The organism is Phytoamicus setariae (genome assembly GCF_016722925.1).
Taxonomy (GTDB): domain Bacteria; phylum Pseudomonadota; class Alphaproteobacteria; order Rhizobiales; family Rhizobiaceae; genus Rhizobium_E; species Rhizobium_E setariae.
Window position 1 is genome coordinate 251686 of the sequence record NZ_JAEQNC010000008.1, and the last position, 19471, is coordinate 271156.

Genomic DNA, 19471 nt, shown 5'->3' on the forward strand with positions numbered 1-19471 from the left:
AGTTCCCCTGTTGATGTCCTAGAATTCCACGGTTGCGAGAGCGGCTTCGGCATCTGCTGCCAGCTTGGCCTCGTCGAGCCCGACGAATTCGCCCTTCTGCCAGACGATGCGGCCGTTGATCATGGTCAAGTCGGTCGGCATGCCGATACCCACTTTGGCAATGAGGCTGAGCGGATCATGCCGCGTACCGACATAGTCCATGCGGCGCGTGTCGATGGCGAAAAGGTCGGCAGCCATGCCGGGCGCGAGCCGGCCGATGTCGCTGCGGCCGAGAAGGCTCGCGCCGCCCGTCGTCGCATAGCCCAGGAAATCGACCGGAGGCGGGACCGGGTAGTCGCGCGTCGAGGAAACGAGGCACTGCAACATGTAGGCGGAGTGGATGCAATGCATCAGGTTCGAATTGTCATTCGAGGCGGCGCCGTCGCAGCCAAGACCGACGCGCAGGCCGAAAGCCGACATCGCCGGGATATCGGTCACCTCGGCACCGACCAGATAGACCGGCTCCGGGCAATGCGAGACGCCGGTACCGCTTGCGGCCATCTTGCGCAATTCGTCGTGGGTAAGTTCCCAGCAATGGGCGTAAAAGGCATCGGGGCCAGCAAAGCCCAGTTCTTCGAGATAGTCCACCGTCCGCATGCCATGACGGGCCTCGATGACAGGGCTTTCGCCCTCTCCGACATGGGTATGCATCTGCACGCCGCGATCGCGCGCCAGCGCCACCGACTCCACGAACGTCTCGCGATAGCAGTTGACAGGCTGACAAGGCGCGACCACGACCTGGCGCATGCTGTAGCGGTCCTTGTCGTGGTAGGTGTCGATCAGGCGGGCGCAATCGGCAATGAATTCGTCGGTCGTTTCCAGCATCTCGTCCGGTATGGTCGAGCCTTCCGACTTGGGCAGCGTATTGCCGCCACGACCGGCATGGAAGCGCATGCCGAAGAGATCGGCCGCCTCGAACTGACGGTCGATCAGCCGTTTGCCCGCATGCCGGGGGAAATTGTACTGGTGATCGAAGGCCGTGGTGCAGCCGTGCTTGATCATCTCGGCCATCGCCGTGACCGAGGAATGGTAGAAGCAATCCTCCGTCAGCCGCGAGAAGATCGGATAGATCCGGTCGAGCCATTCGATGACCGACAGCTTTGTCCAGTCGAGATCCGCGCGGTTGCGCACGAAACACTGGAAGAAGTGATGGTGGGTGTTGACGAGGCCGGGATAAACGAACCAGCCGGTGGCATCCTGAATGATGGTTCCGGCCGGCAGTGCGCCAAGGTGAAGATTGTTGCCGATGGCCGCGATCGCCGGCCCGTTCGTTAGCAGGTCGACGTTGCGATGAACTGATGGACCCATGCCATCGTCAACGATAACGGCGGCACAATTCCTGAGCAGGTAGCCCGTCATTACGCCTCGCCCGCTTCTATAACAGGTTCGGGCTTCAACTCATGCAGGCGGTGGATGCCTGGCATCTCGATGAAGCTATCGAGGCTGCGAAGTGCACGCGACCAGAGCCGGATCGCGGGGTAGGGGTCGAGCGATACGCCGCCGTCCGGTGCGAGTGCCACGTAGGGGAAGCAGGCAATGTCGGCGATCGTCGGCCGGTCCGACGCAAGGAACCGCATGCCAAGCAATCCCTGTTCGACCAGACCCGCCTCCAGCTCGCGGAGGGCCGCGATGCCCTGGGCCTGCAGTGCGCCGATGTTGCCGGGACGCAGCAGCATCTCATGAAGCCGCGCGCCGCCGAGGCTGGCGGTCAGACGGCCCGAGAACGAGAGCCATTGCTGTATCCGCGCCGTTTCTTCCGCCGAGCCGCTGCCAAGCCACTCCGGCGCGGCCTTGGCGGCGAGATAGGCGAGAATGGCCGAGGATTCGGTCAGGATCAGATCGCCATCCTCCAGGATCGGGATGGAACCCGCCGGATTGAGCGCCAGGAGCTCGGGGCCGCGATGTTCGAGACCGGGATGGAAATCCACCGGCCTTGTGTCCAGCTTCACGCCGGTCAGTGCCGCCATCAGGCGCACCTTGTAGCAGCTGGGCGAAAGAATGTAATCGTAGAGCTTCATTGTGCCACCAACTGCGCGCCATAGGTATAGTTGTGGCGTTTCAGCCAGCGTCTGTAGGCGATCGAGGTCATATCGGCCTTCGTGGGGATTTCCATGCCGGGATCAAGCGGCAGCAGCCGGGGAAGCTGGTTTTCAAGGATCGACCGGTCCTGAAGAAAGATTGTCTGCTGAAAATGGATGAGGTCGGTCATGGGCGATTCATCGTCGAACAGCGCCATCCACGGCCAAACGTCGCACAAATCTTCCGCGAGCGGCTGGACGAAGAGCGTGATGACGTCCCATTCGCTGGGGCGCGGTGGGCACGTCTTGTAGAGGACGGAGCAGGTCGGTGCCGGCACGCGGTACATATATTCCGTCGTGATGCCGCCGCTTGCCGATTTTGCCGCTTGCGGCTGATAGAACTTCACCTGCGTTGCCCAGACCTCGTCATCGCGGATCTCGGCTTTGTAGTTCTGAACCTCGGTGTGCGGTTCCGCCCCAAGGATATCCGTGTGCACGAAAGGAAAATGCGCGATATCGAGGAAGTTCTCCACGGCGCGTAATGGCGAGCAGCGCACCCGGACCACGCCGACATCGACGTACCGGCGGCCGGGCTGATCAGCCTCGGGGATTGCAAAGAGCGGCTTCTGCGGGGTGCCGAGAGAGGACCAGACGTGACCGTAGCGGACACACACGGGCAGGGCGCGCCCGTCTGCGCCTGTCACGATCGCATTGCCCCCGGCATCGCATGCGACGTCGATTGGTTCACCCATCAGGGCCGTTCTGCGTCCGTCGGTGTCGAGCTGGCTGAAGAGGCCGACCGGATACCACTCGTCGATCATCGCATTGGGCGTCATGGCGCGATCCCTTTCGCCTGAAGGTTTTCGGCCAGCCGCCGCAACGTTTCGGCAGCGCGCGAGGCAGCGATGCGCTCGGACGGGTCACATTTGCCGTCCATAAGAACATGCACCAGCGTCTGATCGTCTCCCTGCGGGTAAAGCAGTAGCCGGACCTGCGGATTGTCGGCTGGCGCCACAACACCGTCGGTATCAGCCTTGGCGCCGGCGGCAGCCTCGATGGTCGCAACACCGGCCTCAGCCAGCAAAGAGCGTAGGGGAACGAGACCGCCAAGCCGTGGCGGTTGGCCGAGCGGCTGCCCCTCGGCAACCCAGATAACTCCGCCAGATTCCTCGATCGCATGGGTCGCCACCCGGATCGTGTCCGGCGGCGTCAGCCCCGGATGGGCTGGTATACGAACACAATTTCCGGCCTGGGCATAACTCCAGCCGTGATAGATGCAGGAAAGCGCTTCGCCACGCACGAAGCCGAAAGACAGGCGCATCCCTCGATGCGGACAGCGATCCGCCGATGCCGCTGCGCGCCCCGAATCGCTTCGCCAAAGGGCAATCGATCCGGCTGATGTCCGTGCCGGCATTACTGTTCCCGCCGGCAAATCAGCGGAAAGGGCAACTGGAGCCCAAGAGCCGGTCGTATCGGATGGCATGACTAGACTTTCTATACAATTTCAATGTCTTGCTGGGCAACGAGTGCTGCGTCACCGCCCGCAGCCCGATGTTCGGTTTCCATCACGTTTGCATAAGTGTTCCGCATTGGCAAGAATGATCGAATAAATTGGATAGCTTGTTCACGCAAGGAAAAGCGTGCGTGGTTATCATGCGTTTTCACGGCCGATCGGCCTGCGTTCTATAGACTCAACCCAAACGTCTATCGGCCCGAGCGAACACCCCATTTCCATCATGCCAATCAACTCTTCCGGCCCTGCGAGCTCGAGTTCGATCCGGTCGGCACTGGTGTGGGATATCGCCTGCGACAGCCCGAGCTTAGCGGCATGGCGCTGTATCCAGGGAATGAAGGAGGCAGCGTCAAGCTCACCAAGGATCGTCATCCGCTCCCGGAAATGGTTATGATGTCGCTCCGTCATAATTAGCCTCGCACTTTTTGCTAGTCCTCCAGCAGAACGCCTGAATGAACCTGCGAAAGGCAATCGTCAAGGCGAACCGGCTCAGGTCACTCATTGTCGCCCGGCAATGAAGTGCCGTTCTGCTTGCCCCAACAATGGCTGCATTCGCGCAGTTGCAAGGCGTTCATGCGCAATCAGTTGCAGATTGAGCACGATCTATAGATTGTCCCCTTCGGTCGAGGTTCTGCCCGTCACTCGTGGCGAAGCTTGGGTTCCCCATTTCCATCCGCTTATCTCGGGCATGTCATCACCGTATTTTTCGATATATTGGCGGTGCTCTATCAGCCTCTCATGGACGGCCTGCTTGAAATAGGCTGCGCGGGCGCCCAACTGCGGCAGGCGGTCTATGACATCCTCGACGAGGTGGAAACGATCGAGCTTGTTCAGCACCACCATGTCGAAAGGCGTGCTCGTCGTTCCCTCCTCGTTGTAGCCGCGAACATGGAAATTGGCGTGATTGGTCCGGCGATAGGTCAGGCGGTGGATGAGCGTGGGGTATCCGTGAAAGGCGAATATGACCGGCTTGTCCTTCGTGAACAGCGCGTCGAAATCATGGTCCGATAGCCCATGCGGATGCTCCCGCTCGGGCTGAAGCTTCATCAGATTTACCACATTGATGACACGCACCTTCAACTCCGGCAGATGCTGGCGGATCAGTTGAACAGCGGCAAGCGTCTCCAGCGTCGGTATGTCCCCGCAGCATGCCATCACCACATCAGGCTCGAAGCCCTTGTCGTTGCTCGCCCACTCCCAGATGCCGAGCCCTTCGTTGCAATGCTTTATCGCCGCGTCCATCGTCAGCCATTGCGGCGAGGGCTGTTTGCCCGCGACGACGACATTGACGTAGTTGCGGCTGCGCAGGCAGTGGTCCGTGACCGATAGAAGCGTGTTGGCATCCGCTGGCAGATAGACCCGGATCACATCGGCCTTCTTGTTCACGACGTGGTCGATGAAGCCCGGATCCTGGTGGCTGAAGCCGTTGTGATCTTGCCGCCAGACATGCGAGCTGAGGAAATAGTTCAACGATGCCACAGGCCTGCGCCAGGGAATCTCATTGCACACCTTCAGCCATTTCGCATGCTGGTTGAACATCGAGTCGATGATGTGGATGAAAGCTTCGTAGCAGGAGAAGAAGCCGTGCCGTCCGGTGAGCAGGTAGCCTTCCAGCCATCCCTGGCACTGGTGTTCGCTGAGGACCTCCATCACGCGCCCGTCCGGAGACAGGTGGTCATCCTCAGGGTAGATTTCCGCCATGTAGCAGCGATCGGTAACCTCCAGAACATCCTGCCACCGGTTTGAATTGTTCTCGTCCGGACTGAACAGGCGGAAGTTTTTTGCCTCCATGTTGAACTTCATGACATCGCGCAGGAATTTCCCCATCGCGCGCGCGGATTCGGCAATCGTCTCGCCGGGAGCGGGAACCGGCACCGCATAGTCTGCGAAGTCCGGCATCTTGAGGTCGCGAAGCAGGAGCCCGCCATTGGCGTGCGGATTGTCGCTCATCCGGCGGCGTCCCGTTGGGGCCAGAGCCGCCAGTTCCGGTTTGAACCGGCCGTTGTCATCGAACAGTTCCTCTGGGCGGTAGCTTTTCATCCACTGTTCCAGAATGCGGATATGCTCCGGCTTGTCCATCTCGCCCATGGGTACCTGGTGCGCTCGCCAGTAGCCCTCGCATTTCTTGCCGTCTATCTCCTCGGGGCAGGTCCAGCCCTTTGGTGTCCGGAAGACGATCATCGGCCAAGCTGGACGCCTGACATTTCCATTCGCCCGGGCATCGGTCCAGATCGCCCTGATTTCTGTAACAGCCGTGTCGAGTACGTGAGCAAGTTGTTGATGCACAGCGGCGGGGTCGCTGCCTTCGACAAAGTAGGGCTTGTAGCCCATGCCTTCGAAGAATTTCCTCAGTTCATCTTCGGGAATGCGGGCGAGGAAACATGGATTGGCGATCTTGTAGCCGTTCAGGTGCAGTATCGGTAGCACGCAGCCATCACGGGCCGGGTTCAGGAACTTGTTGCCGTGCCACCCTGTTGCCAGTGGTCCGGTTTCGGCCTCGCCGTCACCCACCACGCAAGCCACGATCAGGTCCGGATTGTCAAATGCCGCACCATAGGCATGACTCAACGCATATCCGAGTTCGCCGCCCTCATGAATGCTGCCGGGGGTTTCTGGCGCGACGTGGCTTGGGATCCCTCCCGGGAAGCTGAACTGCTTGAACAGTTTCTGCATCCCCTCGATGTCGCTGCTGATATTCGGGTAGAATTCGCTGTAGGTGCCTTCGAGATAGGCATGTGCAACCAGTGACGGCCCGCCGTGCCCCGGGCCTATGATGTAGATCATGTCCAGATCATTGCGTTTGATGACGCGGTTCAGGTGGGCATATAGCATATTGAGCCCGGGCGACGTGCCCCAATGTCCCAGCAGGCGCGGCTTTATATGTTTGCGCGTCAGTGGTTCCCGGAGCAGGGGATTGTCGAGAAGATAGATCTGCCCGACCGAAAGGTAGTTCGATGCCCGCCAGTAGGCGTCGATGAGCTTGAGTTCCGCTGCCGACAGCGGCTTGTCGGCCGTCTGGCTGCTGGTTGCCGATGCGTTCCTTGCGGTCTGAAGCGAAGCCATGGCGGGTTCCTCACCTTGTTTGAACTGTTGCTACAAGTGCGGTCTGACATTGTGGTAACAGACTGTCCCCTGCGCGCATCGCTGCGGTTGTGCTGGTGGCCGGTCCACTCCGTTTGCTAAACTCGACCCATACCCCGCGCCTGATTTTGCATGCGCCTCACGTGACCGGGCAGGGCTTGGCATTCCAGATTTCGTCCGCGTATTCGGCAATGGTCCGATCGCTTGAAAACCGCCCTGAACTGGCAATGTTGAGGATCGCATTTTTTGACCATTCGTCCGGGCGACTGTAGAGCGTTTGAAGGCGCTGGTCGGCGTCGAGGTAAGGACCCAAATCCGCCAGGTGGCGATATGTGTCGCCGCCCGCCAGCAGGACGTTGCGCAAGGCATTGACGACCTCCGGCTCGTTCCGGCAGAAGTGGCCCGAAAGGAGCAGGTCGAGAACGGCGCGGGTTTCGGCCTCGTTTTCATAGTGCCACCACGGATTATACCAGCCGCGGCTGCCGGCGACTTGCTCGGCGGTCAGGCCGAACAGGAAGAAATTCTCTTCGCCAGCCGCTTCCGCCATTTCGATCGTCGCGCCATCTCGTGTGCCGATGGTCAGTGCGCCGTTCATCATGAACTTCATGTTGCTCGTGCCGCTGGCTTCATATCCTGCCGTCGAGATCTGGTTCGACACATCGCTTGCCGGGATAAGGCGTTCGGCCAGCGAGACGTTATAGTCCGGCAGGAAGACCACCTTCAGCCGACCGCGCACGTCGGGGTCGCCATCAATCGTAGCAGCGACATTGTTGAGAAATTTGATGATCAGCTTGGCGACATGATAGGCGGGCGCGGCCTTGCCGGCAAAGAAGAACGTGCGAGGCTGAATATCAAGTTTCGGGTTGGCCTTCAGTCTGTTGTATAGGGCAACGATCCGAAGTCCGTTCAGCAATTGCCGCTTGTATTCGTGGATGCGCTTTACCTGGCTGTCGAAGATGCTCTCGGGATCGACTGCGATTCCGCTAGTTGCCTGCAGCCAGTCCCGGAACTGCAGTTTGGCCTCGCGCTTGGCGCTCCGGATCGACGCCACGAAGCTCTTGTCGTCGGCGAGCGGCAGTAACCCGCGCAGTTGCGAGGCATTGGTGATCCAACTGTCTCCAATGGCTTCCGTGATGCAATGCGCCAGCCGAGGGTTTGCAAGCAGCAGCCATCGTCGCGGTGTGATCCCATTCGTCTTGTTGTTGAACCTTTCCGGGAACAGTTCAGCCAAATCCCTGACCGTGGCCTCGCGCAGTAGCCTCGAGTGAATTGCGGCGACGCCATTCGTGCTGTGTGAACCCGCAATCGCAAGATTGGCCATGCGTACCAAGCCGCCACCCAATATGCCGACACAGGCCGCACGACCTTCATCGCCCGGCCAGCGGTCGGCGGCCTCCTGCCTGAGATGACGATCGATCTCGACAATGATTTCCAAATGGCGAGGCAGGAGCAGTTCGAACCAACGCATTGGCCACGACTCCAGCGCTTCGGGAAGCAGCGTATGATTTGTGTATGCAAGGGTCCGTTTCGTAAGGTCCCATGCAGACACCCACTCCAGTCCCGCCTCATCGAGCAAGATGCGCATCAGTTCGGCGACAGCAAGGCTCGGATGGGTGTCGTTCAGCTGGATTGCCACCTTGTCAGGCAGGCTGTGCCAGTCGGGGTTGCCGCTGCGAAACCGCCGAATTAGATCCGCGAGGGAACACGCAACAAGGAAATACTCCTGTACAAAGCGCAATCCGCGACCTTCTGCCGTCGAGTCGTCGGGATAAAGAACGCGTGTTACGGTTTCCGCCGTAAGCCGTTCTGCGAGTGCGTCGACGAAGTCGCCACCACTGAACTCCTGGAAATCGAAATTGTCCGGTGTTGCCGATGCCCAGAGTCGCAACGTGTTGATCGTCTTTCCGCCGTATCCGACGATCGGCCTGTCGTAGGGTATTCCGATCAGGCTTGACGGAATGCCTTCGATCGCGCGCAGGCTGCCCCCGCGAATTTCGAACGAGCATCCAAGCCGGATCTCCACGGCTTCGCCGGGACGAGCGACTTCCCAAGGGTCCGGCCGCCGGAGCCAGTTGTCGGGCTGTTCTCGCTGCCAGCCGTCGACGATCAACTGCTTGAACATGCCATACTCGTAGCGCAACCCGTAACCCATGGCGGGCAATTGCATCGTCGCCATAGAGTCCAGGAAGCATGCCGCAAGCCTGCCCAATCCCCCGTTGCCAAGTCCGGCATCCGGCTCTTCCTCCAGGATGGCTGCCTTGTCGAGTTGGTGTCGAGTGAAGAGTTTGGCGGCAACCGGATCGAGCTGAAGATTGACAATATTGTTGCTCAGCGAGCGGCCGATAAGGAACTCCATGGAAAGATAATAGATCCGCTTCGGGTTTTCGCGCCGATACGTCTGGTCTGTTCGTTGCCAGTGATGAGAAAGGAGGTCACGCACGGAACGCGCCATGGCTTCGTAGCGCTCCCGATTGCCGACCTCCGACGGCGGCAGGACATGGTCGAACAACAGGTGGCTCTCGAAGAGTGAATCCGGGTATTCAGCCTGTGCGATCGAGTCAGCGACGCCTTCCGACGAGTGGTCGCGGGGCGTAGAGGGCTGCGCGCGATGCGCCTTAGCTGCTACGCTCTCGTTGACCATGCTACAGACCTCTCGTTGACAACTGGCCTCTTCACAGCGAGTGTCCCGGTAGGGTTTCAAGCTGCCGCGCGTTGTGCCTTCTGATGTCAGTTATGGCGACTGCTGCGAGAAGTGCTCAACAACACCTCGTACGCCGCGGACGTTTTCTGCCACGATGCAAGCTGCCCTCCTGCAATCCTCTGTCGTGACGTCACCCCAGAGATGCACAATTCCATCCGAAACCGTGACTTTCAGATCGAAACCCTCGAGGCCCGTGTTCTCGCCCAAACGTACGGTGATACTGCGACGGAGAGCCTCGTCTCCCGCAGCAATTTCGTCCAGTTCGGCCATGATGATGGCTTTCAGCAAGTCTGCGCGGCTGACGATGCCGATAAGCTCGCCATTCCTCGTCACCGGAATCCGCTTGATGCCGTGTTCCTGCATAAGCCTGGAAATGCGCGCGAGCGAGGTATCCTCGTCGATCGCAATCGGATTGCGGCTCATTGCGTCGCCGATTTTCCAAGAAGAGCGCCTGATAAATGCATAGGCCCTTTCCTCTGCCGGCAGCACACCATCGGATAGCGAGGTTATGGCCTCGCTTCCGAGCTCCGTTCTTCGGATCAGGTCACCTTCGCTGATGATGCCGACGAGAAGGCCGCTGTTGTCGATCACGGGAAGGCCGCTGACATGGTTTATCAGCATTATTTCGGCCGCGTGCCGGACACTGTTTTCCGGCGAAACGCTGACGATCGTTGTCGTCATTACATCTTTTGCCTGCATCTCGGTTTCAACTCCAAAATGTTCCTAGGCATCAATCTCAGCTGCCGACCAGAGTAAACCACTTGGCAGGCTTCGACAACCGGAATGGCCACGGACTTGCCCTGCTCATGGCAAGGGTGCTGTCGTTGCCGTAAAACGCCGAGACTCTTCACCCAACTGACACAGTGCGGTGCTAGTCGTTGCCGGAATGGATGCCGAAAAGACGCAAAGTCTAGGCGAAGGGTTGAACCGGCTCGGCAGCTCTGATACGCATATTATGCTGCACCGCAACGTAAAGCGACGCATGCATGTGAATGAGATCTTCTAACGCAACTCCACTCCCAAGGAGGTCGTAGAATGAGTGCTTCTCCTGTTTCGCAAACCGCCAGCCGCCAACTGTCCGAAATCGTCAAATCGTCGCCGGCGGTCGAATATGTGGTCGATGCCGCTCAGAGAACCGTGCTGTTCTGGGATGTGATGCACCAACGGGGCAACCAGTACCGCGAACATATCGCCAGTTCTGCGCCGCATGTTCTTTCCTTCACCCCCGAGATCGTGCTGGACGGCCGCACGCTTGAACGACCCGTCAACTATGGACTTGTGCGGATTGTCCCGCCCGATGGCGTCACCATCGATGAAGACCTGAGGCCTTTCGTCGTGGTCGATCCGCGCGCCGGCCACGGACCCGGCATTGGCGGCTTCAAGGCCGACAGCGAGATTGGCGTTGCACTCAAGGCCGGCCATCCCTGTTATTTCATCGGTTTCCTGCCTGAGCCGGTACCCGGCCAGACCATCGAGGATATCTGCCTCGCCGAAGCGATATTCCTCGAGAAGGTCATTGCGCTACATCCCAGAGCGGATGCCAAGCCCTGCGTCGTCGGCAATTGCCAGGCCGGCTGGGCGGTCATGATTCTGGCGGCGCTGCGCCCGGAACTCTTCGGCTCCATCATCATCGCAGGTGCGCCGCTCTCCTACTGGGCCGGCGTGCATGGCAAGTATCCCATGCGCTACAGCGGCGGTCTTCTCGGCGGCAGCTGGCTGACCGCGCTTACCAGCGATCTCGGCAGTGGCAAGTTCGACGGCGCATGGCTGGTGCAGAACTTCGAGAACCAGAACCCCGCCAATACGCTCTGGACGAAGCAGTACAACCTCTATTCCAAGATAGACACCGAAGCGCCGCGCTACCTTGACTTCGAGCAATGGTGGGGCGGTCATGTCAACCTGAACGCGGAGGAAATCCAGTTCATCGTCGACGAGCTGTTCATCGGCAACAATCTTGCCGCCGGGCGGATCAGGACCACGGACGGCAAGACGATCGATCTGCGCAATATCCGCTCGCCCATCGTGGTGTTCTGCTCGCAGGGTGACAATATTACCCCGCCGCAGCAGGCGCTTGACTGGATCCTCGACCTCTATGATGACATCGATGAAATCCGCTCGCACGGCCAGACGATCGTCTATACCGTCCACGAAACGATCGGCCATCTCGGCATCTTCGTGTCAGCCGGGGTGGCGCGCAAGGAACATGGCGAGTTCTCCAGCAACATTGACCTGATCGACGCGCTGCCGCCCGGACTCTACGAGGCGATCTTCGAAGCGCGAACCGATGACAATGCCAACGGGGATCTCGTTACCGGCGACTGGATCATGCGCTGCGAGGCAAGGACGCTCGACGACATCCGGGCGCTTGGCGGCAACGACGGCGCCGATGAAAGGCGCTTCGCGACAGCGGCGCGTGTTTCCGAGATAAACCTGGCGCTCTACCAAACCTTCATGCAGCCTTGGGTCAAGGCGATGATGCCGGAAGCATTCGCCGAAAACTTGCGGGCGTTGCATCCCCTGCGGCTGCAGTACGAGCTGTTCTCCGACGCCAACCCCTTCATGGCGCTGGTGGACGATGCGGCGGAAGTTGTTCGCGAGGGCCGGGTACCCGTAGCCAAGGACAACCCCTTCCTTCAGTTCGAACAATTCATGTCGAAGCAGATCGTTGCCGGGCTCGATGCGTGGCGGCAGATCACGGAAACGGCAGCCGAACAGACGTTCCTGTCGGTCTACGGCTCGCCGTTGCTTCAGGCAACGGTCGGAATAGATCCCGCCGACGATAGCCCTCGCCGTCGAGCCGGCAAGACGGGGCTGCACCAGCAGGTCCTCGGCGAACATGTCGCCGAATTGAAATCGCGTATGTCCAAGGGCGGATTGCTGGAATGCCTGGCCCGCGGCCTGATCTATGTCGGCATGGTGCGCGGCAGCGTGGACGAACGGGGCTTTGCTGCCATCAAGCGATTGCACAAATCCCACGACAGCGCATCGACAATGACGCTGGCAGGCTTCAAGGAGCTTATACGGGAACAGTTCCTCATGCTGCTGATTGACGAGGAAGCCAGCCTTGCAGCCATTCCCGCCCTGTTGCCGGACGATATGGAAGCGCGACAGAAGGGACTCTCTGCTTTGCATGAAGTGCTCACTGCCCCCGGCGAATTGCCGCCCGAAGGTGAAGAGCGCTGGCAGCGCTTGCAGGCTCTCTTCGGAACTGATGTTACGGGGTCAGACGCGACCAGGGCACCGGCCAAGGCAAGGCTGGTCAGGTCCGGCGGACGCTGATTTCTTGTCCAGCTGGAATTAGGCAGCCACCGGGGTTACGCTCGAGGCTGCAGGCGTCACGAGTGTGCGAAACCACGAGGAGTATTGCGGATGTCTGTTTCTGAAGAGGCCTATCCAGCCAACCTGCATCAGAAATACGATGCGCTGATCGCACGCGCCGCCGAGGCTCCTTCGGCAAGAACTATCGTCGTGCATCCCTGCGACGAGACCTCGCTTCGCGGCGCCGTCGAAGCTGCCGAGGCCGGCCTCATTGTCCCGGTGCTTGTGGGGCCTGCGCAAAAGATAAAGGCCGTTGCCGACGCCCATGGGCTCGACATTTCCAAGTTCAAGTTAATAGATACAGCGCACAGCGATGCGGCTGCATCAAAGGCCGTGGAACTCATCCGGGAAGCCAAAGGCGAACTGCTAATGAAGGGCAGCCTTCATACTGACGAGCTGATGCGGGCCGTTACGTCTTCGACGACGGGTCTGCGCACCGCGCGCCGGATCAGCCACGTCTTCGTCATGGACGTTCCGACCTATCCGGATCCGCTCTTCATCACCGATGCCGCCATCAACATCGCGCCCGATCTCGATGTGAAGCGCGATATCATCCAGAATGCGATAGATCTCTTCACGCAGATTGGGCTGGGCACGCCGCGCGTGGCGATCCTCTCAGCCGTGGAGACCGTAACGTCCAAGATTCCTTCAACCATCGACGCCGCCGCACTCTGCAAGATGGCCGAGCGCGGCCAGATTACGGGCGGAATCCTGGAAGGGCCGCTCGCTTTTGACAATGCGATCGATCCCGAAGCTGCGAAGATCAAGGGTATCGACTCTCCGGTTGCCGGCCATGCCCAGATCCTCGTCGTACCCAATCTCGAGGCGGGTAACATGCTGGCAAAGAACCTGTCCTTCCTCGCAAGGGCGGATGCTGCCGGTATCGTGCTGGGTGCCCGCGTGCCGATCGTACTGACTTCGCGCGCCGATTCCGTCCGCACGCGGCTCGCTTCGTGCGCGATCTCGGTTCTCCTCGTTGATGCGCGCCGACGCGCATCCGCCCTGCCGAAGGCATAGAGCCATGGATGCAATTCTCGTCATCAATGCTGGATCGTCCAGCCTCAAATTCGAGGTTTTCGGTATCGAGCGCGGCCTCAGGAAACTGGTCAGGGGCAAGATGGAGGGGATCGGCACCACGCCGCATCTCAGCGCCAGGGACCATGCTGGCACCACGATGATTGATCAGGCCTTTTCCCCATCCGAAGTGGCCGATCTGACCGCGGCCACCAGAATGGTGGGTGGCTGGCTGCGTGAAAAGCTGTCCGGCAATCTGGTCGCAGTCGGCCACCGCGTCGTCCACGGAGGCCCGGACTATTCCAAGCCAATACGGGTCGACGAAAAGGTCCTGGCCGATCTTGAGCGCTTCATCCCACTGGCGCCTCTTCACCAGCCGAACAACCTCGCTCCCATCCGCGCCTTCGTTGAACAGATGCCGCAAATTCCACAGGTCGCCTGTTTCGATACGGCCTTTCACCGCGGCCATAGTGCCGTGGCGGATCATTATGCGATCCCCGAGCATTATTTCGCCGAAGGCGTGCGACGATACGGTTTTCATGGACTTTCCTACGAATACATCGCCAGTCGCCTGCCGGAGGTCGCACCGGAGATCGCCGCCGGGCGGGTGATCGTTGCCCATCTGGGAAGCGGTGCCTCGATGTGTGCGTTGCGCGACGGCAAAAGCATCGAAAGCACGCTCGGCTTTACCGCGCTCGATGGCCTGCCGATGGGCACCCGAAGCGGCCAGATCGACCCCGGCGTGGTGCTCTACCTGCTCAGCGAAAGGGGAATGTCCGCTCAGCAGGTCCAAGACATGCTCTACAAGGAATCCGGCCTGAAGGGACTCTCGGGGGTCAGCAACGACGTGCGTGATCTGCTTGAAAGCAACGATCCTCGCGCGGAATTCGCGCTCGATCATTTCGTCTATCGCATCGGCTTGTATGCCGGACAGCTGGCAGCGGCCCTCGGCGGGCTGGACGCCTTCGTCTTTACCGCAGGGATCGGTGAAAACTCGCCGGTAATGCGAGCCCGGATTGCCGAAAAGCTGGGCTGGCTGGGCGCCCTGATCGACGCAGATGCAAATGCGGCCGGAAAAACGCTTCTGTCTCAGCCGGGCAGCAAGCCGCTGCTGTTCGTCATTCCCACCGACGAGGAACTGATGATCGCACGGCATGCGACGGAGGTCGTTCGCATCCACGGATTGGGAGCGGCGTGACCCTGCGACCAGCGCCTGCCTGCGAACTCACAACCAACATCAAGGGAGGTCCGTGCCAATGATTCCGGACGTGAAGGCAAAGTTGCTCGAAGGAAAGAAGGGGCTCGTCGTCGGCATCGCCAACGACCAGTCGATCGCCTGGGGCTGCGCCAAGGCCTTCAGGGCCTTTGGCGCAGAGCTGGCAGTGACCTATCTCAACGACAAGGCGCGTCCGCATGTAGAGCCGCTGGCAGCGGCGCTCGAAGCAGCGATTGTCCTGCCGCTGGACATGGCTGTCCCCGGTCAATTGGAAACGGTCTTCGCAAGGATTGGCGAAGAATGGGGCGAGCTCGATTTTCTCGTCCATTCCATTGCCTTTTCCCCCAAGGACACGCTGCAGGGCCGCGTGGTCGACGTGCCCCGCGACGGGTTCCTGACGACCATGGACATTTCGTGCTGGTCCTTCATCCGCATGGCGCATCTCGCCGAACCGCTGATGAAGCGCGGCGGTACGCTCTTCACGATGACCTATTATGGCAGTCAGATGGTGGTGAAGAACTACAACGTCATGGGCCTCGCCAAGGCGGCCCTCGAAAGCGCGGTCCGCTACATCGCCGCCGAGCTCGGACCCAAGGGGATCCGTGTGCATGCCATTTCGCCTGGACCGCTCGCGACGCGCGCTGCGTCCGGAATACCCGAGTTCGACGAACTCCTTCACAAGGCGCAGGAAACCGCCCCGACGCGAAGCCTCGTCAGCATCGACGACGTCGGCATGGCCACTGCCTTCCTGGCGCATGACGCCGCGCGGCTCATTACTGGTGACACGCTGTATATCGATGGCGGCTATCACATTATCGATTGACGCGGGACTTGATCCTCAAACCCACTGCGGCAACCGTTGACCATCAACGTGGATTTTCGTGTGTCCAATAGTTTGTAGGTCCAGACCTTCTGCGACAAGCTTGGGGATCGCGGAATCAACTATACCGAACATCTGCCGCGATACGATTGGTTCGTCCCGGAGGAAGGACAAGCATGCCGACTGCAAGTGAGAAACGCCTGCCTGCCTTGCCGCCATTGAATGCCTTGCGGGCGTTGGACGCACTGGCGCGGTGCGGCAGCCTCAGGACCGCCGCGTCTGATCTTGGTGTCGTTCCAGGTGCCGTCCGCCTGCAACTCGCGGGCCTTGAAGAACATTTCGGCATCGCGTTGCTCAGCAGGCAAGGCGGTCGTGTGACACTCAATCCAGCCGGCCAGCGGCTGGCCGATGCTGTAGGTGTGGCCTTTGCCATCATTTCCCGGGCAGCCGAAGAGGCGGTCTCGCAAGGTCTCAGGGTGCGGCTGAGGGTGGGCGTGCCCGTGCCGATGGCCGCAGCCTGGTTCGTGCCGCGCCTGCCTCGAATGCTGACGGATATGAAGGCACTGGAAATCGACATCGTGCCGATTGCGGTGACGTTGTCGCTCACGGATGCCCCCGATATCGATGTGATGATCGTCGGCGGGGAATACAGGCCATTGCCTGATATTGATGCGACCATGTTCCTGGATGACGAGTTTGGTCCTGTCATCAGTCCCGGCCTGACAATGCCGGCAGAGGCTGGCGTTGCTGATATGGCGGAGCTGGACGCGCTGGTTCCGCGCAATGTCGGCTATCTCTGGGACGACTGGTTTCGAGAGAGCGGCAACACCCCAGTGCGCTTTCGCAGGCGCATCGAGTTCGAGGACCTGACGCTCAGTGTTGCTGCAGCAAAGGCTGGACTCGGCGTTACCATTGCTCCCCGCGCGTCGATAGAAGCCGAACTTGCCTCCGGCGTTCTCGTCGCGCCGTTCGGCTTTGTCCGCCGCCCTGCCGGTTTTCGCATCTGTTGCAGGATCGCCGACAGGGATCACAAACCGATCGCCGCGTTGCGAAGCTGGCTTGTTGCTGAAGGTCGAAGCTCGGCCAGAAGCGAAGAAAAACTGCTCACATAGTGAGTATTATGTCTCTAGGAGCAGTTTTTCATATGTCCTAAACAGTCTCATGGCGCGACAGGCGTGCAGAGCCTCCTTAGGAACATATCAACATGACATCTTCCCAATCGCTTTCCCGCATCGAATGGACAGGCAATTCCTGTCGTCTTCTCCGCGCCACCGCGGCGGAATTTGCCAGGACACAACCCTTCCGTGGGCTCACCATCGGCACAGCAATTCACCTCGAGCCGAAGACGGTGGCACTGTTGATGACCTTGAGGGCCGGTGGTGCGAACCTCGTCGTGACCGGCAATCTCAACAGTACCCAGCCCGATACGGTGGACTATCTGCGCGCCAAGGGCATCGAAGTGATCGGCGGCCAGACTCAGGACGCTGGTGCTCACGGTGGGTTCATCGACACACTGTTGGCACGTGAACCTGACCTTTTGCTCGACAACGGTGGCGATCTCTTCGCCAGAGTGGTGGAACATCCCTATCGGGCGCTGCTTGGGGGGACCGAAGAGACAACTTCTGGCCGGACACGGCTGCTGCCGATGCGCGAAGCGATCGGCGTGCCGGTTCTCGTCATCAACGACAGCCCCATCAAGCAGTTTGCGGAAAACCGCCATGCGGTCGGCCAGAGCCTGTTTGAGAGCTACATGCGCTTCACGAACCGTTCGACCAATGGCAAGCGGGTGAGCGTGTTCGGCTACGGCGCATGCGGCAAGGGGACGGCTGCGTGCTTCCGCAATGCCTATAGCGCTGTCAGCGTGGTCGATACGGATCCGGTCACGGCGCTCGAAGCGCATCTAGATGGATTTTCTACGCCGCTGCGAGAGGATGCCATCCGGTCGGCCGATGTCATTGTAACGGTAACCGGCGCCCCGGCGGTTTTGACGGCGGCGGATCTGCCGCTTCTCAAGGATGGCGTCATTCTTCTCAATGGCGGGCATGTCCCGCACGAAATCCTCGTCGAGGATCTGCGCAATGACCCGTCGACCACAAGTATCGACCGCTATGTGCGCGAGAGCATCGAGACGCTGAATTTGGCGGATGGTCGGAAGATCCACATTCTCGGCGGCGGCCATATGGCCAATCTCGCAGGCGTCAATCCGCTCGGCAATTCGGTGGAGTCGATGGATCTCGGCTTTACGCTCCAGGCACGATGCCTGGAGCGGGTTGCGAGCGGCAAGCTGGACAAGTCCATGTGCGTCGTACCCGTTCCAGCCGACATCGATGCGATGGTGGCATCAGCTTATCTCGACCTGAACCGCTGAAAAAGATGAAGGAACGGCCTATGCTGCGTTGGGGAATTCTCGGCACGAGCTTCATTTCAGACACGATGGCTGCGGCGATTGCCTCAAGCGAAGGCTCCTGCATCGCGGCGGTGGCGGGGCGCGATACCGGCCGCCTGCAAGCCTTCGCCGATCGGCATGCGGTATCGAGGAACTATACGAACTACGACCTGCTGTACGATGATGCCGATATCGACATCATCTATGTCGGCTTGCCGAACAACGTCCATCACGAGGCAGTGATCAAGGCGGCGGCACGCGGCAAGCCCGTTCTTTCGGAAAAGTCCCTGACCACAACAATGACTGACGCCGAGGCGCTCGCCGACGCGGTGCGAACAAGTGGCATCTTCTTTCTCGAGGGGCTGATGTATCTCAGCCACCCGATCATTGCTGAGCTTGGAATGATTACTCGTTCGGGCCGGCTTGGTACGGTTCGGTCGGTGAGCGGACTTTATGCGGCCGATATCTGGCAAGTGGTCAACCCGCAGGGCAACGGCACGCTGTTTAATCTCGGCTGCTATCCGGCATCGCTACTGCACTATGTTATCCAGACCGCTTTTGGACCGAATGCCTTCAGGCAACGCGCGACCCATGGATTCGGTAATCGCTCAAGCAAAGACGGCAATATCTGCGACGCCGCGCTTTCGGTACGATTCGGCAATGGCGTGCTTGCGACGCTGCAATCGACCGACAGCTATGGAATGGCGTTTGAATTCTCCGTGTACGGCGACAAGGGCTCCGCACGCTTCAAAACAAATCCGTGGCTGCCCGTCGCAGGTGACAACGTCATCGAGCTTTCGACCTATGACGGCAAGACGGAAGATATCGTCGTTTCGACAGGCCTCGATGCCTTCCAGCACCAGGTGCACACAGTAGAGCACTGCCTGAGCGATGGCTACAGTCAAGCGCCGCGACCATCCCCTCGACTGGAGGATTCGCTCGAGATCATGTCGCTGCTTACAGAATGGGAAGGCCACTGTGCTCGCCCGAGGCGCTGAGCGGCCCATTTTGTAGCATTTGTGGCTTCATTTGCCGACGCAAGGGCTGCCGACGGACGAGGCTTTGAGCTTGACGGCATGGAAGTGCTGCGGCGAGGCTCGGGTTTTCGGGTGAAACGGCTGCGTTCCGGCCCGCTGCCTTTGGGATTTTTCTCTGATGACGGTGATGTGACGGGAAGTATTGTTTAAAATCAATGTCTTGTGCGATTTTCTGGAATCTTGTGATAATAGGGTTTGACAGTGCGAGGAGTGGGGCCTATAACCCGCTTCATCGAACGGGGCGGCGGTTGCTTCTGGCGGCCAACGAGCTCGCTCCTGAGATTGGACTGAAAGGTTCGGTTTTAGGGGAACGAAATTTGAGTGATTT

General features: G+C 59.8%; 16 protein-coding genes. 7 read left to right on the top strand and 9 right to left on the bottom strand.

Going from position 1 to position 19471, the window contains the following annotated elements:
* Positions 1 to 18 precede the first annotated feature (18 nt).
* The 8 genes from JJB09_RS16270 to JJB09_RS16305 all read right to left on the bottom strand — a co-directional run bounded on the left by JJB09_RS16270 (position 19) and on the right by JJB09_RS16305 (position 10051).
* Positions 19 to 1398 (bottom strand): amidohydrolase, encoded by a 1380-nt coding sequence (locus tag JJB09_RS16270; RefSeq protein WP_201660254.1) that lies wholly within the window; start codon positions 1396 to 1398, stop codon positions 19 to 21.
* The gene (locus tag JJB09_RS16275) at positions 1398 to 2057 is read right to left on the bottom strand and encodes a glutathione S-transferase family protein (RefSeq protein ID WP_201660257.1); all 660 of its coding nucleotides are present in this window, start codon (positions 2055 to 2057) and stop codon (positions 1398 to 1400) included. The genes JJB09_RS16270 and JJB09_RS16275 overlap by 1 nt, the downstream gene beginning before the upstream one ends.
* Positions 2054 to 2893 carry an aromatic ring-hydroxylating oxygenase subunit alpha gene (locus JJB09_RS16280; RefSeq protein ID WP_201660260.1) on the bottom strand — a complete coding sequence of 280 codons (840 nt, stop codon included), beginning with the start codon at positions 2891 to 2893 and terminating at the stop codon, positions 2054 to 2056. The genes JJB09_RS16275 and JJB09_RS16280 overlap by 4 nt, the downstream gene beginning before the upstream one ends.
* A complete protein-coding gene (locus tag JJB09_RS16285) occupies positions 2890 to 3540 on the bottom strand; it encodes a Rieske 2Fe-2S domain-containing protein (protein ID WP_201660262.1) in 651 nt (216 codons plus the stop codon). Before JJB09_RS16285 ends, JJB09_RS16280 begins: the two co-directional genes overlap by 4 nt.
* 168 nt (positions 3541 to 3708) lie before the next feature.
* Positions 3709 to 3978, bottom strand: a complete 270-nt coding sequence (locus tag JJB09_RS16290) for an acylphosphatase (protein ID WP_201660265.1) — start codon at positions 3976 to 3978, stop codon at positions 3709 to 3711.
* A 195-nt stretch (positions 3979 to 4173) separates the two neighbouring features.
* The gene (locus tag JJB09_RS16295; protein WP_201660268.1) at positions 4174 to 6633 is read right to left on the bottom strand and encodes a phosphoketolase family protein; all 2460 of its coding nucleotides are present in this window, start codon (positions 6631 to 6633) and stop codon (positions 4174 to 4176) included.
* Between the two features lie 157 nt (positions 6634 to 6790).
* Positions 6791 to 9292: a glycogen/starch/alpha-glucan phosphorylase gene (locus tag JJB09_RS16300; RefSeq protein ID WP_201660270.1), complete on the bottom strand. Its 2502-nt coding sequence runs from the start codon at positions 9290 to 9292 to the stop codon at positions 6791 to 6793.
* Between the two features lie 90 nt (positions 9293 to 9382).
* The gene (locus JJB09_RS16305; protein ID WP_201660273.1) at positions 9383 to 10051 is read right to left on the bottom strand and encodes a CBS domain-containing protein; all 669 of its coding nucleotides are present in this window, start codon (positions 10049 to 10051) and stop codon (positions 9383 to 9385) included.
* A 336-nt stretch (positions 10052 to 10387) separates the two neighbouring features.
* Here JJB09_RS16305 and JJB09_RS16310 point away from each other — a divergent pair, with 336 nt between their 5' ends.
* The 7 genes from JJB09_RS16310 to JJB09_RS16340 all read left to right on the top strand — a co-directional run bounded on the left by JJB09_RS16310 (position 10388) and on the right by JJB09_RS16340 (position 19104).
* Entirely contained in the window at positions 10388 to 12631 is a 2244-nt protein-coding gene (locus JJB09_RS16310) for a DUF3141 domain-containing protein (protein WP_201660276.1), read from the top strand.
* Positions 12632 to 12721: 90 nt separating this feature from the next.
* Positions 12722 to 13687: a phosphate acetyltransferase gene (locus tag JJB09_RS16315; protein WP_201660279.1), complete on the top strand. Its 966-nt coding sequence runs from the start codon at positions 12722 to 12724 to the stop codon at positions 13685 to 13687.
* A 4-nt stretch (positions 13688 to 13691) separates the two neighbouring features.
* A complete protein-coding gene (locus JJB09_RS16320; RefSeq protein WP_201660282.1) occupies positions 13692 to 14882 on the top strand; it encodes an acetate/propionate family kinase in 1191 nt (396 codons plus the stop codon).
* Between the two features lie 58 nt (positions 14883 to 14940).
* Complete coding sequence (gene fabI, locus JJB09_RS16325) at positions 14941 to 15723, top strand: enoyl-ACP reductase FabI (RefSeq protein WP_201660285.1); 783 nt, start codon at positions 14941 to 14943, stop codon at positions 15721 to 15723.
* 173 nt (positions 15724 to 15896) lie between these two features.
* The gene (locus JJB09_RS16330; RefSeq protein WP_201660287.1) at positions 15897 to 16832 is read left to right on the top strand and encodes a LysR substrate-binding domain-containing protein; all 936 of its coding nucleotides are present in this window, start codon (positions 15897 to 15899) and stop codon (positions 16830 to 16832) included.
* A gap of 92 nt (positions 16833 to 16924) precedes the next feature.
* On the top strand, positions 16925 to 18088 hold the full coding sequence (locus JJB09_RS16335; RefSeq protein ID WP_201660290.1) for an adenosylhomocysteinase: 1164 nt from the start codon (positions 16925 to 16927) through the stop codon (positions 18086 to 18088).
* 20 nt (positions 18089 to 18108) lie between these two features.
* A complete protein-coding gene (locus tag JJB09_RS16340; RefSeq protein WP_201660293.1) occupies positions 18109 to 19104 on the top strand; it encodes a Gfo/Idh/MocA family protein in 996 nt (331 codons plus the stop codon).
* Between the two features lie 27 nt (positions 19105 to 19131).
* Here the strand turns inward: JJB09_RS16340 and JJB09_RS26520 are convergent.
* A partial coding sequence (locus JJB09_RS26520; protein WP_210341752.1) for a hypothetical protein occupies positions 19132 to 19471 on the bottom strand: 340 nt, incomplete at its 5' end.

Excerpts from the sequence above, each read along its gene's own strand:
- JJB09_RS16270 (WP_201660254.1), bottom strand. The coding sequence starts at position 1,398 with ATGACGGGCTACCTGCTCAGGAATTGTGCCGCCGTTATCGTTGACGAT.
- JJB09_RS16275 (WP_201660257.1), bottom strand. The coding sequence starts at position 2,057 with ATGAAGCTCTACGATTACATTCTTTCGCCCAGCTGCTACAAGGTGCGC.
- JJB09_RS16280 (WP_201660260.1), bottom strand. The coding sequence starts at position 2,893 with ATGACGCCCAATGCGATGATCGACGAGTGGTATCCGGTCGGCCTCTTC.
- JJB09_RS16285 (WP_201660262.1), bottom strand. The coding sequence starts at position 3,540 with ATGCCATCCGATACGACCGGCTCTTGGGCTCCAGTTGCCCTTTCCGCT.
- JJB09_RS16290 (WP_201660265.1), bottom strand. The coding sequence starts at position 3,978 with ATGACGGAGCGACATCATAACCATTTCCGGGAGCGGATGACGATCCTT.
- JJB09_RS16295 (WP_201660268.1), bottom strand. The coding sequence starts at position 6,633 with ATGGCTTCGCTTCAGACCGCAAGGAACGCATCGGCAACCAGCAGCCAG.
- JJB09_RS16300 (WP_201660270.1), bottom strand. The coding sequence starts at position 9,292 with ATGGTCAACGAGAGCGTAGCAGCTAAGGCGCATCGCGCGCAGCCCTCT.
- JJB09_RS16305 (WP_201660273.1), bottom strand. The coding sequence starts at position 10,051 with ATGCAGGCAAAAGATGTAATGACGACAACGATCGTCAGCGTTTCGCCG.
- JJB09_RS16310 (WP_201660276.1), top strand. The coding sequence starts at position 10,388 with ATGAGTGCTTCTCCTGTTTCGCAAACCGCCAGCCGCCAACTGTCCGAA.
- JJB09_RS16315 (WP_201660279.1), top strand. The coding sequence starts at position 12,722 with ATGTCTGTTTCTGAAGAGGCCTATCCAGCCAACCTGCATCAGAAATAC.
- JJB09_RS16320 (WP_201660282.1), top strand. The coding sequence starts at position 13,692 with ATGGATGCAATTCTCGTCATCAATGCTGGATCGTCCAGCCTCAAATTC.
- fabI (WP_201660285.1), top strand. The coding sequence starts at position 14,941 with ATGATTCCGGACGTGAAGGCAAAGTTGCTCGAAGGAAAGAAGGGGCTC.
- JJB09_RS16330 (WP_201660287.1), top strand. The coding sequence starts at position 15,897 with ATGCCGACTGCAAGTGAGAAACGCCTGCCTGCCTTGCCGCCATTGAAT.
- JJB09_RS16335 (WP_201660290.1), top strand. The coding sequence starts at position 16,925 with ATGACATCTTCCCAATCGCTTTCCCGCATCGAATGGACAGGCAATTCC.
- JJB09_RS16340 (WP_201660293.1), top strand. The coding sequence starts at position 18,109 with ATGCTGCGTTGGGGAATTCTCGGCACGAGCTTCATTTCAGACACGATG.